The following is a 13,476-nucleotide window of genomic DNA, read 5'->3' as shown; positions in this document are numbered from 1 at the left end:
TGAGTGAAACCACGATGACGAAAACTCGAACCAGCACCTATCTGCGGAGCCTGGCATTTATACTGGTGGCGCTATTCGCGTCGGCGGAATCGAGCTGGGCGCGGTATCCGTGGATGATCCTGCCGCCGACCCCGACGTTGCCAAAGGCCGAGCGCAGCGGCCTCGCCGCCGTGAACGGCATCCATCTTTGGTTTGCCGAATTCGGACGCGGCGCGCCAGTAATCATGCTCCATGGCGGCCTGGCGAATTCCGATTACTGGGGGCTGCAGGTGCGCGCGCTGGCGTCTCGCTATCACGTGATCGTGATGGACAGCCGCGGCCATGGCCGCAGCTCGCGCGACGAGTCGCCGATCGGCTACGACCTGATGTCATCCGACGTCCTCGCGCTGATGGACTACCTGCACATCGACAAGGCCGCGATCGTCGGATGGAGCGACGGCGCGATCGTCGGGCTCGATATCGCGATCCATCATCCGGAGCGCGTGACGCGGCTCTTCGCGTTTGCGGCGAATTCAAATCCCTCCGGGGTCAAGGACGTCAACCAGAGTCCGGTCTTCACCGCGTTCATCGCACGAGCCGCCGATCAGTATGCGCATCTGTCGCCGACTCCAACGAAATACAAGTCGTTCCTCGCCGACATCGAGCATATGTGGGCGACGCAACCGAACTTCACTGCCGAGCAGTTGACTCATATCGCGGTGCCCGTGTGGATCGTGGACGGCGATCACGACGAAGCAATCAAGCGCGAAAATACCGATTACATGGCGTCGACGATCCCTGGCGCCGGAGAATTAATCCTGCCGCGCGTGAGCCACTTCGCATTTCTGCAGGATCCGCAAATGTACAACGCATCGCTGATGCACTTTCTGAGTGGAAGTGAGCAGCAGCCTGGGTCCGGTCAGGGACCTCAGGCGGCTGCTCAATGATCAGATCCTCTAAGAGACTTTAGGCCCGAGCCGCATCAGCCAGCACCTGCGCTGGATGATCGGCGGGACTCACTTTCGGATACGTCTGCATGATCTTGCCGTTCCCGTCGATCAGATAACTGATGCGATTTGCGTAGCCCGCGGTCTTGTCCGTACAGGCACCGTACAGCAATCCGACTTTGCGATCGGTATCGCAGAGCAACTTGTACGGGAAGCTGAACTTCTGGACGAAAGCGGCATTGGCCGCGGCGTCGTCGAAGCTGATGCCCAGCACGACGATGCCGGCTTTTTCGAACGCGTCGTGTTGGTCGCGGAACCCGCGACCCTCGATCGTTCAGCCAGGCGTGTCAGCCTTGGGATAGAACCACAACAGAATCTTGCTGCCGCGCAGCGACGAGAGCGTGAGCGGTTTGCCCTCGTGCGTATTGACGGTGAAATCAGGCGCGGACTCGCCAACATTCAGCATCGCACAAACCTCCTTGCGTCGAGCTTTGACGAATTGGCCGCGATAAGTGCCGCGACTCGAAAAGTGTAGGGAGTGCGCGGCGGCTGGATCAAGCCGCTGCGATTCGATCCGCCTTTGATCTCGGTCAGATCGAGGGATGCAGCCGATGCCATTCGGTCGCCGCTTCGTATACGGCGCCGGCCTGGATTAGCGTCGCCTCGCCGAGCCGGCGCGCGATTAACTGCAGGCTCGGCGGCGGCGCGCCCGCGCCGCAGGGCATCGACAGCGTGGGATTCCTGCTCATGTTGAACGGCGACATGAAGCGCATGAGGGGATTGCCTTCCAGGAGCCGCTTGGCGTCCGGCGGCCCGCCGCCAGCCGGAATCGCGATCCGCGGCAATGAAGGGCAGGCGATGACGTCCACGTCTTCGAAGAATGCCTGGAAACGGTTTCCGAACTGCTCGCGCACGAGCTGCGCATTTGCGTAATCCGCGCCGCGCAGCGACTCGCCCACTTCGAGCATCGAGCGGAAGCCCGGCCCGTAGTCGGCCGATTGCGCGGGATATGTCTTTGAGTGAGCCGCGACCGCCTCACAGGCGAGAATCTTAATCCCCGCCGTGACGATCGGATCGAAGTCAGGCAGCATGATCGTCACGATTCGAGCGCCGCACTGTTCCAACATCCGCGTCGCGGCGATTACCGCGTTGCCAACTTCGGGTGCGGCTCTCGCGATGAACTTTTCATCGACGCCGATGCGGATACCCTCGATGCCTTTGCCGATCATCGCGGAGTAATCATTAACCGGCGCTCGCAGGGACGTATCGTCGAGTGGATCGTAACCTGCGATTGCCGCGAGCATGAGAGCTGCATCGCCTACCGTGCGCGCCATCGGGCCAACATGGTCGAGTGATTCGGCCAGCGGAACGACGCCGTGCCTGCTGACCCGGCCCCAGGTCGGTTTGATCCCCACCACGCCGCAGGCCGCCGATGGAGCGCGAATCGAGCCGCCTGTGTCGGTGCCGATCGAAGCGAAGCACAGACCAGCTGCAGTCGCGACGCCTGAACCGCTGGATGACGCGCCAGGCCAAATCGCCGGATTCCACGGATTGATCGGAACAGGAAATTCCGGATGGTACCAGCCGCCGGCGAACTCGGTCTGATTCAGCTTGCCGAGCATCACGGCGCCGGCGGCTTCGAGCCGCGTGACGACGGTCGCACTCGAATCGGGACGCCATTCGCGCAAGACCTTGCTCGCGGCGGTCGTCAGCGCGCCCCTCGTCTGGCACAGATCCTTGACGGAAACTGGCACGCCATGAAGTGGCCCGCGCCATCGGCCCGCTTCGATTTCCCGATCAGCTTGAGCCGCGTGTGCCAGCGCGGATTCCTCGAGCACGGTGATGTAGGAGTGCAATCTCCAATCGAGCTGTCTGATGCGATCGAGCAGGCTTCGCGTAACTTCCGAGGAGGAGATCTTTCGTGCGCGGAGCATCGCGCCGAGGTCCGCGATCGATAGAAAGCAAATCTGTTCCGTGTCCATGAGGCCCTCGAATGAGAAAGCCGGAGCAGAGCGAACCCTAGCACATGAGCCGGCGATCGTATTGCCTCGTGCGTTTTCCGTCTGATGTGGTAAGGACATGCCATGAATGTTGGAATCTTTATGATGCCGTCGCATCCGCCGGAACGCAGCTTCAGCGAGGGCTTCGAATGGGACCTGAAACATCTCGAGCTGTGCGATCGCGCGGGCTTTTCCGAAGCATGGATCGGCGAGCATTTCTGTTCGCCATGGGAGCCGAACCCCGCGCCTGACCTGCTGATTGCGCAGGGCTTGCTGCGTACGTCGCGGATGAAGCTCGCGCCGGGTGCGCATTTGCTGCCATATCATCATCCCGCCGAGCTCGCTTGCCGCGTCGCCTATCTCGATCACATCGCCAAGGGCCGCTTCATGTTCGGCGTCGGCTCGAGCGGACTGCCGAGTGACTGGCGGTTATTCAATGTTGACGGGCAGGGCGGTCAGAATCGCAAGATGACGCGCGAGGCGCTCGACATCATTCTCAAGCTGTGGGAATCGGAGACGCCTTTCGAATACCGCGGCGAATATTGGACCGTGAATCGCATCGAGCCGATGCTGCGCACGTTGAAGTTCCACATCAAGCCGTATCAGAAACCGCATCCGCCTATCGGCATCGCGGGACTCACGCCGAAATCCGACACGCTCGAAATCGCCGGCGAGCGCGGCTTTATGCCGATGAGCCTGAACCTGTCCAGCGCGTACCTAGCCGAACATTGGGCGTCCGTCGAGCGCGGCGCGGCCAAGACCGGCCGCAAGCCCAGGCGCGAGGATTGGCGCGTCGTGCGCGAGGTTTATATCGCGGAGACCGACGCCGAGGCCAAGCGCCTCGCGCTCAAGGGGATGTTGGCGCGAGCGTATCGCGAATACCTGCTGCCGCTATTCGGCGACTTCGGCCTGCTCTCGCTCTTCAAGCACGATCAAAAAGTTGCCGACTCCGATGTCACGCCGGAGTATCTCGTCGAGCACAACTGGCTGGTTGGCTCGCCGCGCACGGTGAAGCAGAAATTCGACGACATGTACGGCGCCTGCGGCGGTTTCGGCACGATGCTGGTGCTGACGTTTGATTTTTCCGAAGAGCACGAGGCGTGGGCGGCGTCGCAGCAGGCGCTGGTGAGTGAGGTGATGAGCGCGCCGATGCGCATCGGCGCGCAGCCCGAGGTTCCCCAGTTCCAGCGCTAGAGTCGCATCGCAGCGGCGATGGAGTTCGACGTTATCGTCGTTTGGCGTCGGCGGGATGGGCAGCGCAGCCACATGGCAACTCGCGCGGCGTGGAAGGCGCGTGCTCGGACTCGGACGCTTCGCAATCCCGTATGCGGTGGCTCATCGCACGGGTCATCCGGCTGTCGTACTTCGAAGGTCCGCGATACGTGCCGCTTCTGCGCCGTGAAGCTCGTGCAGCCTTACGGCGTCGATCGTCAGTTAAGCCGCGTTGCGCGCTCCACGGTCGGCGCCAGCCGACGCACGATCTCCATCGTTTTACCCGATGCCATCTTGATTGCGTCGCCCTGCGAGAAGAGCACGAGCCGGTTTGCGCCAGCGTCCTTGTACGCCTGCAGATCGTCGGACGAGATGCCGTCTTCTGCCGGCGCGATGAACGCGCTGATATCAAAGGTGTCGGGATTTCGACCTCGCTCGCTTGCAGCTTTGCGCAGAGCCTCAATGTCGCGCTTGAGGCTGGAGGGTTTGCCCGCGATTGGAACCCATCCGTCATAAGTGCGGACCACGCGTTCGATAGCCTTCGGTCCGCGAGCGCCGAGCAGAATAGGCGGTCCGGATTTTTGAATTGGCTTGGGATCGCATCGCACCGCCGGGAACTTCACCAGTTCGCCTTCATAGCTGGGCGCGGGCTCCTTCCACAGCACGCGGAGCGCCTCGACCGTCTCGCGCAAGCGCTTCCATCGGGTCTCGAAACGCGTGCCAAGCGCCTCCGTCTCCTCGCGGAGCCATCCCGCGCCCACGCCGAGGATAACCCGGCCGCCCGAGATGACATCGAGCGTCGCGATCGTCTTGGCTGCGATAATCGGCTCGCGCTCAGGCAGGAGGCAGATTCCGGTGCCGAGCTTGATGCGGCGCGTCACCGCGGCGGCGACGCTGAGCGCGACGAAGGGATCCATCCAGCGCCCATAATGCTCGGGCAGCGTGCCGCCGCCACCGCCCGGCAGGGGAGTTTTGAAGCCAATCGGAATCACGGGATGCTCGGGGATGAAGAGCGACTCGTAGCCGAGGTTTTCGGCCTCGCGCGAAATCTCCGCGATGTCTCCGGATTCGGCCGTGGCCGCGATCATGACTCCGATTTTCATCGCTGCAGCTCCTTATTGCTCGATTTAGTCGCACTCTAACCTACCTGTGGCATAGAATCCCAACCCCGTGCGCGATTTCCCGCCCCAATCCCCGGGCAAGTCGCCCTATTGCATTTAGAGCGCGGTTCTTGTATGTCAGTGCTAGACAAAACAGGGCAACCATGGCGCCAAACAAACGATCACTAAGAATAGACCTCAGCTCAACGATTCCGGTTTACCAACAAATCGCCGACCAGGTGCGCGCGATGCTTGTGGCAGGGCAACTAAGTCCTGGCGACAGGCTGCCTACGGTCCGCCAGGTCGCGGTTGATTTGGGGGTCAACCACAATACGGTCGCTGAAGCGTATCGCAACCTTGCCGATGAAGGTTGGCTCCTCCTGGAGCGCGGGCGCGGCGCCGTTGTGACCGCGCGCAGCACTCCCGCCGCAACCAACAAGGCGCGCGTCGCTTTCGCGCAGCGCTTGCGCGGATTGATCGCGCAGGTTCGTGCGGCCGGAGTCTCGCCACAGGTGATCCGCTCGGAATTTGAAGACGTTGCCGAATCGCTCCTAACGCCCAAACGAAAGGAAGGCGAGCGGTGATCTGGTTCAACGTCCTCCACATCAATCCGGTGTGGACGATGGTCGTGCTGACGATGGCGTCGCTCGAATACCTGATGCCGGAGTTCAGCCGGCCGTCGGTGGCGTTCTCGATCACGGTCAGCCCCGACTTCCGAGATTCCGCCGACCACGCACGCATCGTCAGGCGGTATCGCCGAGGGGTGCTGCTTTCGGCGGTGGTCGGGATCTTCATCGCGCTCGGCGGCGTGGAGCAGTTCGAAGCCTGGAGCGGCCCGGGCGCATTCTGTGCGCAGTACCTGCTCTTCATCGCGAGCTTCGCGATGGCTCGTGCGGCGACTTCGCGCCATCGCGCCGAACCAGACGCGGTTCGCGAGGCCGATTTCACGCGCCGCGAGCCGCCGATCATGCTGGCACTGCTGGTGATGGCGCCGCTGGTCGCGATGTGCGCGGCGCTCGCGTGGACTTACCTCAACTGGCAGTACATTCCAGATCCATATCCCGTCCATTGGGGACTCAACGGCCAGCCCGACGTATGGGTGCAACGCACGCCGCTGCACGTATACGGGATGCTCGCGCTTCTCGCCGGAGTAGCCGCGCTGCTCGCGTTCTTCGGTTATGGATTCCTGTTCTGGATTCGCCGGCCCGACGGCACGGGCGAGCGCGCGTGGTATCGCCTGCCCACGGGCTGTATCGCGATCATGCTCGGCGCGGAATACTTCGTTGCGGCCTCGGCGATGCTGCCGCTCGGTGTCGATGTGCATCCGTACGAGTTACTATTGCTGTCGCTCCTGGCGGCGAGCTCGCTATGCCTGATTATCGTTGGTCCGATTGGAAGCCGCGCCCCCTCGCAATCCAATGATTACACGCCCGACGGCGCGTGGAAGCTCGGCATTTTCTACTACAATCCGGACGATGCCGCGCTTTTCGTGGAGAAGCGCTTCGGACTCGGATGGACCGTGAATTTCGGTCACACCCGCGCCTGGATTCTAATCGGGCTCGCCCTCGCTCCCTTAGGGCTCGGCTTCGCTTTCGTGATGTCGCTGGCCTCGTGATGCAATGAGACGCTGGTTCGAAATACGTATCGCCAGATCGATCCTGATGGTATTGGCCGTGCTCACAGCGACCTGCGCGACGGGTTGGGCGCTCGATCAGAGCAATGCCGCCAAGGATGCCAATGCCGCCGCGGAAAGCTGGCTCAAACTCGTCGATGCCGGCAAGTTCAATGCGAGCTGGCTCGAAGCGTCGACCTATTTTCGCAATGCCGTCACCAAGCAGGATTGGAAACGGCAGGTCGCGCTCTGGCGCAGTGCACTCGGCCCGGTGGTATCGCGGCGGCTCAGAACCGAGCAATTCGTGACCACGCTGCCCGGTGCTCCTGACGGGCAATACATCTTGATCCAATACGATTCGAGTTTTGCGCATAAGAAATCCGCCGTTGAAATAGTCACTCCGATGGTTGACGCCGACGGTAAGTGGCGTGTTTCGGAGTATTCAATCAAGTAGTAATGGTCCGGCATTGCAAATATCAGCTCGCTTCAAATCGTCCGCGAATCTATCTGCGGCAGTTCGCGTTGGCAGGCGCGGTCATCGCGAGTATCCTGGTACTTTCAATTGAGGCTCGCGCGCACGTCACGCCAGGTGAGGTCGTTACCGCGGACCAAGCGCAGCAGGTTGCCGATCTCGTCAGCCCTGGAAATCTGCTGCTCGTGAAGCAAGGCATGACGATGAAGATCGTGCCGACCGGCACGATCGACTGGCCGGCACCCTATCGCGCCGCGACTGAGAAATATTCATCGCAAGTCCGACTCTCAGAACGGGGAGAGCTGACGAACTACGAAGCGGGGCTGCCGTTCCCGATGCTCGACTACAATGATCCGCAAATCGCGCAAAAGATCATGTGGAACTTCAGCTACCGGCCGCAGTACACCGATGATGTCGATATCCGCGATGTAGAGGCCGAGAATCGCAACAGCGATCCCCATGCGTCGGATGCGATCGAGCATTTCACGATCGGGCACTTCGCGCTCTACAACAATGTCGGTCGCACGGAAATCGCGCCTACGCCCAGCGATCCCGACGCGAGCTCGAGCGGGATCCGATACCGCTTTGCCGTTTATCCGATACTAGAGCCGTCGGAGCTGCGCGGGATCGGGTTTTTGCGCTATCGCCATCTCGATCCCGCACTGGAAGACGACGTGTGGATTTACGATCCGACCACACGTCGCACGCGCCGTATCTCGCCGAGCGGCCTTTCCGATACGATCGAGGGCGGATCGCAGAGTGATTCGAGCGGGGTCGGCGGAACGAGCTACGCCAACACGATCGATCCCGATTCGTACTTCGGATTTGCCGCCAAAATCGAGGACTTTGACTACAAGCTGCTGGGCGTAAAAGAGATGCTCGCGTGCGTTGAGGCCGAAGATTCGCCGGCTCATGCCTGCAATACTGATAACGGGCGATCGGTGTGCAAAGAGAACTGGGAACTAAGGCACCTCTATGTAATCGAAGCGACCGCGCGAAAGACCTCACTTTTCGGATCGCCGCCGGCCGTCCCGCGCCGGATTATCTATATCGATTCGGAAGGCTTCTTCATTACCGCTTCAGATCTCTATGATAACGACGGAAGATTGTGGAAGACCGTAGCCACTTTCAATACTTACCGCGATCGGCCGACGATCGATGCGAAAGTATCGATTTGGCCTTTCAAACGTATATTTCAGACGGCGATGGTTGACGAAGACGTTCGCACTGGCGTTTCGACTGTGATGTTCACTCCCAGCCGCGACAGTGACTATGGCGACTCATGGTATATCAACCAAGGCGTGGTGGGGCCGAGCACATTGCAGCCCGACGCGATCGTGAGATTGGGACACTGAGATTGGGCCTCCCGCCGGGGGCAAGGTGACGGTGTGGACCCCACCGATTTGTGATCCTTCCCCCGGCGTTCTTTCGTTCTCGTCAGAGCTCTGGCCGGGAGCTCAGGAAGGAACACTATGGATCTCGCCCGCCGAGTTGCAACGACAATAATTGCGCTAACGATCGCTGGCCTAGTCGGCAGTCGCGCCGAGGCGCAAGTCAGACCGGGCGACGAAATCGGCCCTGACAACGCCGCCAAGGTCGCCGATCTCGTGAGCCCGGGCAACCTGATGCTGGTGCGGCAGGGGATGCGGATGAAGATCGTACCGACGGAGCGCCTCGAATGGCCGCCGCCGTATAAATCCGCGACTGAAAAATACTCACCGCAGGTTCGCCTCAATCCGAAGGGTGAGCTCCAATACTATGTCGCCGGGCAGCCCTTTCCGCTGCTGGATCCAAATGATCCCCAGGTCGCGACCAAGGTCATGTGGAATTTCAGTTTCCGGCCGCAATACACCGACGATGCAGATATTCGCGACGTCGAAGTGGATAGCTATCGCCCGACCGGCGGCGATCCGGTCGAGCATTTCCTGATCGCGCACTTTGCCTTTTACAACAATATCGGACGCACTGAGGTTCCACCTATCCCCACTGATCCTGAAGGTCAGGGTCCCGGTATCCGGTACAAGTTTGGTTCGTTTCCGTTCCTCGAGCCGTCGGAGATTCGCGGCTTCGGCCTCGTGCGTTATCGCTACATAGATCCTGACAAAGACGACAATGCCTGGTTTTACATTCCCAGCAATCGGCGCGTGCGCGAAGTGACTGCGGACACGCTGTCCGATGTGATGGGCGCGCTGAGCGGCGCCAACCAGGGTCCGAGCAGCACCTACGCCACTACGCTCGATCCCGATTCCTACTTCGGATTCTCGGCCAAGATTGAGAACTACGATTACAAGCTGCTCGGCATCAAGCCGATGCTGGCAGTCGTGCAGGCGGCGAATACTCCGGTCAAACCCTGCGCCACCGACGGTAATCGCACGATCTGTCCGGAGAACTGGGAAATGCGGCAGCTCTATGTGATCGAGGCGAATGCGAAGCCGCTTTCATGGCATCAGCGAATCGGCAGCGACAACGTGTTAATTCCCAAGCGCATTCTTTATATCGACTCTGAAGGGTGGTTCATTACCGCATCCGATCAATACGACAAGGAAGGCAAGCTTTGGAAAACGATCGCGACCTACAACACTTATCGCGACCGTCCAGTTCCCGATGCGAAAGTTGCTATTTATCCTTACAAGCGCGCGTTCCAGGTTGGGCTCGTCGATGAGGACCTGCAAACGGGCTTTTCATCCGTCATTTCGATGCCGGGGCGTGAGTCGCCGGACCACGAATGCTGGTATATCAACATGGGTATCGTGACCAAGGCGTTTCTCGATCCGCATCACATGGCGCTGATCGCTGATCACTGAGTATTGACTCAGACCACCTTGCGCAGTGCGATCGCCGGCGGCGTGTGGAGAGCGCCGCCAACGGGAATCGTTCCGCTGACGATACTAACTGCGATCGCAGTCACAAAGGACACGATCGCCACCATCGGCGAGACCGAGATCAGCGCGAGACCATTGGTCAGGGCGCCGAGATCGGTGCCGTTGAGGAACATCATGAGCGCCGCGATAGAGCCGATCGCGCCGCCGACGAGGCCGAGCAAGACGGCCTCGCCGAAGAGCAGGAAGCCGATGCGCCATCTGCCGAAACCGAGTGTGCGTAGTAGCGCGACCTCGGGAATCCGATCGCGCACCGTCATCGCCATCGAGTTGCCGGAAATGAGCAGTACGGTGATCAGCACGACGAACACGAGACTCGCGATAATGGCACGAATATTTCCGACGCTCGCGAGATTGCTCGAAATAAAGTCGCTCTCAGTTTCAGTGCGCGTCTCAGTATCAGAGTTGCGATAGGTCTCATCGATCACGCGCGCTACCTGACCCATGTTGTCAGGATTATCGACCCCCACCAGCAATCGCGAGGCGCGTCCGATGAGGTCTTTCAGGCCGTGCGCCTTGTAAGCCTCATCCATATAATCGCGCCGCACCAGGAACAGATTCGGATAGGTCTGATCGGGCACAATGGTCTGAATAATGAACGGCAAACTGATCGCCTGACCGTTCCAGGTGTTACGTAGCATCACCTGCTGCCCGACATGCCAGCCGAAGCGCTTCATGGTTTCGTAGCCGACAGCAGCCGAGCGCCGGTCCGCCTTGAAGCGCTTAAGATCCTCGGGGTTGCCGCCTTGAAGATCGGCACTCATGTCGAGCAACTCAAGGTCTGCTTCTGAGATGCCGATCCAGTCCGAATCGGAGCGATAGAGCATAAAGTCGTCGAAGTCGGCTGCGCATCCCGTGACATGGGGAAGCTTCTTGATATCGAGGCAGTACTTCGCCGGCACGTTCCATGGACCAGCGCGATTAGTGACGAACAGCCGCTGCTGCTTCGAGAGCTGATCGACTATTCGGTCCATCGAAGTCGGCACCGACACCAGCATCGCGAAGACAAGTGTCGCAACCGCGATCGTGAGAATAGTCAATACCGTGCGCCGCGGATTGCGCATCATGTTGCGAAAGATGAGGACGAGGAATTTCATCTTCAGTCTCTCAGTGCCTCGACTACATCGAGGCGCGACGCCTGCCACGCCGGCAGTACGCCCCCGCATATTCCGATAATGATCGCGGCAATGAGGCCGTAGCCGAACGCCGACGGCGTCAGATCGAAGGCGAACATCATGTTGCCGACGGTCATCAAGCGGCTTTCGAGACCGGTGGCGTGCGCCACGACGATCGCGAGGATTTCGCCGATGACACCGCCGCAGAGTCCCAGCACCGCGCTTTCCATGATGAACGCGGTGAGCACATTGCCGCGGCCGAAGCCCAGCACGCGCAGCGTTCCGACTTCACGCTTGCGACGCGCGACCGCGGAATACATCGTATTCATCGCACCGAAGAGCGCGCCTATAGCTAGAATCATCGCAACGACCAATCCCAGGCTGCGTAGCTGGTTGCTGGTACCGGCCAACTGATTGTAGAAGTCGCGTTCGCTATATAGATCGACGCGAAGCCTCGAATCGGCCCGCAGCCCGGCGGCAAACTGCTCCTCATACCCGGGCTTCAGGATCAAATGCACGGTATTCGCGCCGAGCTCGGCCGGTGGAATGTGATTAATCACCGCAAGATCGTTGAAATCCATCAGCACTTCGGATTCCCGGGTGCTGCCGTCGTCGGTGAACACGCCGACAATCGGAAAATCGACTTTTGAACGTCCCAGCCGCATCTTGGCGCCGATATGAAGTCCGGGAAAACGAATCAGCAGTCGCTGGCCGACGATCCACTCATTCTTGCCGCGCTCGGGCAGACGTCCCTCGATCACTTTGATCTTGTTGTGCACCTCGTACCCGACTGGCGACTGGATCGCCCGAATCGTGGCAGTGGAAGCGTGCGGCGCGTCGGGCGTGGGATCGAAGGGAATGAGTATCTCAGCCGACATCAGCGCGTTGCCGCGGGCATCGGTCGCGATTTCAGGGCGGGTGCGCAGGATGTCGAGTGACTCGTGGTTGATGAAGCCGGCCTCGATCTTAACCCCGCGAAAAACCAGGATGTAGTTGTTGCGGCCGGCGGCAGACGTGATCGTGCGCCGCATGCCGTCGACGAAGCCGAGCAGGATCGTCAACACCATTACGACCATCGCCACGCTAAGCGCGGTCATGGTCGAAGAAGTCAGCCGCTGGCCGAGACTTCGAATGCTGTACCGGATCGGAACCAGGAGACGAACCCCCTTTCCGCTTGATGATGCGAGAGCGTTACTTTACACATGGACAGCTCGCACCTCAATGCCATGGAAACGCTGCATAGGCGGTTGCTATCAGCGAGCTAACCGCAGGCCACCAAATGTTCGCATCTGACCTGCGAAAATCTCGTTTGCAGTATCGCTCGTCCGAGTGTATGCCTCTCACAGACAGTTGACAGATCGGCGGACTGACAGGAGTGGTTATGCGACCAGGATCTGTCGGGCAGCCCTTGTCACTCTTTCTCCTTTCTTTATCCGGTTTCGCGGCGCTCGTGTTCCTTTTCCGGCCTCGCACGGCATTGGCTGCGGAGCTCGAGCCCGGTGAGCTGGTTACGCCGGCGAACGCGTCGGAGGTCGCTGGACTCGTCAGCCCCGGCAACTGCTGCTCGTCAAGCAGGGGATGCAAATGAAGATTGTGCCGATCTCTCACCTGGACTGGCCGCCGCCGTATAAGGAAGCTACTGAGAAATACGCATCGCAGGTGGCTCTGGCCCGTGACGGCACCCTAGAGAACTATGTAGCGGGTCAGCCTTTCGCGCTGATCCTAAGGATCCTCAGGTTGCTGGCAAGGTAATGTGGAACTTTACTTTTCGCCCGGGCTTCACCGACGATGTGGATATTCGCGATGTCGAAACGGATAGCTACGCGGTGCGTTCTCTATATCGATTCTGCAGCATGGGTAGTCACTGCGTCGGACCAATACAAGATTGGCGGCGAGCTATGGAAAACGCTCGCGCTATTTTATGCGTATCGAGACCGATCCTATCCGGATGCGAGGGTAGCGATTTATTTCTTCCGGCGCGTGTTTGAGACCGCGATGGTCGACGAGGATGTGCAGGACGGGTTTTCGACGGTGGTCTATACTCCGGCTCCGCATGGCTCAGATCGCGAATGCTGGTATATCAACAAGCGCGCTGGAACGCCGGAATTCTTCAATCCTGGCAGAATGGCGAGTACATCACATTAACCGCGGATGCGGAGC

At 60.0% G+C, this 13,476-nt stretch carries 13 protein-coding genes; 8 read left to right on the top strand and 5 right to left on the bottom strand.

Annotated elements, in window-relative coordinates; genetic code table 11:
• Positions 1–14 precede the first annotated feature (14 nt).
• Entirely contained in the window at positions 15–926 is a 912-nt protein-coding gene (locus tag VMA09_20560) for an alpha/beta hydrolase (GenBank protein ID HUA36016.1), read from the top strand.
• Between the two features lie 19 nt (positions 927–945).
• Here the strand turns inward: VMA09_20560 and VMA09_20555 are convergent, their stop codons facing one another.
• Together VMA09_20555 and VMA09_20550 are read right to left on the bottom strand one after the other, a co-directional pair.
• A complete protein-coding gene (locus VMA09_20555; protein HUA36015.1) occupies positions 946–1,392 on the bottom strand; it encodes a peroxiredoxin in 447 nt (148 codons plus the stop codon).
• A gap of 124 nt (positions 1,393–1,516) precedes the next feature.
• Positions 1,517–2,908 carry an amidase gene (locus VMA09_20550; GenBank protein HUA36014.1) on the bottom strand — a complete coding sequence of 464 codons (1,392 nt, stop codon included), beginning with the start codon at positions 2,906–2,908 and terminating at the stop codon, positions 1,517–1,519.
• A gap of 102 nt (positions 2,909–3,010) precedes the next feature.
• Here VMA09_20550 and VMA09_20545 point away from each other — a divergent pair, with 102 nt between their 5' ends.
• Positions 3,011–4,120, top strand: a complete 1,110-nt coding sequence (locus VMA09_20545; protein HUA36013.1) for an LLM class flavin-dependent oxidoreductase — start codon at positions 3,011–3,013, stop codon at positions 4,118–4,120.
• Positions 4,121–4,356: 236 nt separating this feature from the next.
• Here VMA09_20545 and VMA09_20540 read toward each other — a convergent pair whose 3' ends face one another.
• The gene (locus VMA09_20540) at positions 4,357–5,241 is read right to left on the bottom strand and encodes an LLM class F420-dependent oxidoreductase (GenBank protein HUA36012.1); all 885 of its coding nucleotides are present in this window, start codon (positions 5,239–5,241) and stop codon (positions 4,357–4,359) included.
• Positions 5,242–5,402: 161 nt separating this feature from the next.
• Here VMA09_20540 and VMA09_20535 point away from each other — a divergent pair, with 161 nt between their 5' ends.
• The 5 genes from VMA09_20535 (at position 5,403) to VMA09_20515 (ending at position 10,126) form a co-directional block, all read left to right on the top strand.
• A complete protein-coding gene (locus tag VMA09_20535; GenBank protein ID HUA36011.1) occupies positions 5,403–5,822 on the top strand; it encodes a GntR family transcriptional regulator in 420 nt (139 codons plus the stop codon).
• Positions 5,819–6,853 (top strand): DUF5808 domain-containing protein, encoded by a 1,035-nt coding sequence (locus tag VMA09_20530; GenBank protein ID HUA36010.1) that lies wholly within the window; start codon positions 5,819–5,821, stop codon positions 6,851–6,853. Before VMA09_20535 ends, VMA09_20530 begins: the two co-directional genes overlap by 4 nt.
• Positions 6,854–6,857: 4 nt before the next feature.
• Positions 6,858–7,304, top strand: a complete 447-nt coding sequence (locus tag VMA09_20525; protein HUA36009.1) for a DUF4019 domain-containing protein — start codon at positions 6,858–6,860, stop codon at positions 7,302–7,304.
• Positions 7,305–7,372: 68 nt separating this feature from the next.
• On the top strand, positions 7,373–8,677 hold the full coding sequence (locus tag VMA09_20520; GenBank protein ID HUA36008.1) for a DUF1329 domain-containing protein: 1,305 nt from the start codon (positions 7,373–7,375) through the stop codon (positions 8,675–8,677).
• A 117-nt stretch (positions 8,678–8,794) separates the two neighbouring features.
• The gene (locus tag VMA09_20515; GenBank protein ID HUA36007.1) at positions 8,795–10,126 is read left to right on the top strand and encodes a DUF1329 domain-containing protein; all 1,332 of its coding nucleotides are present in this window, start codon (positions 8,795–8,797) and stop codon (positions 10,124–10,126) included.
• Between the two features lie 8 nt (positions 10,127–10,134).
• Here VMA09_20515 and VMA09_20510 read toward each other — a convergent pair whose 3' ends face one another.
• Both VMA09_20510 and VMA09_20505 read right to left on the bottom strand, forming a co-directional pair.
• Entirely contained in the window at positions 10,135–11,298 is a 1,164-nt protein-coding gene (locus VMA09_20510; protein HUA36006.1) for an ABC transporter permease, read from the bottom strand.
• A gap of 2 nt (positions 11,299–11,300) precedes the next feature.
• A complete protein-coding gene (locus VMA09_20505) occupies positions 11,301–12,413 on the bottom strand; it encodes an FtsX-like permease family protein (protein ID HUA36005.1) in 1,113 nt (370 codons plus the stop codon).
• 706 nt (positions 12,414–13,119) lie between these two features.
• On the opposite strand from VMA09_20505, the gene VMA09_20500 reads away from it, so the two are divergent.
• Positions 13,120–13,461, top strand: a complete 342-nt coding sequence (locus VMA09_20500) for a hypothetical protein (GenBank protein HUA36004.1) — start codon at positions 13,120–13,122, stop codon at positions 13,459–13,461.
• Positions 13,462–13,476: the final 15 nt, after the last annotated feature.

This window comes from Candidatus Binataceae bacterium (assembly GCA_035508495.1).
Taxonomy (GTDB): domain Bacteria; phylum Desulfobacterota; class Binatia; order Binatales; family Binataceae; genus JASHPB01.
The sequence above is the reverse complement of the archived record's forward strand: the minus strand, read 5'-3'. Positions and strand labels throughout refer to the sequence as shown.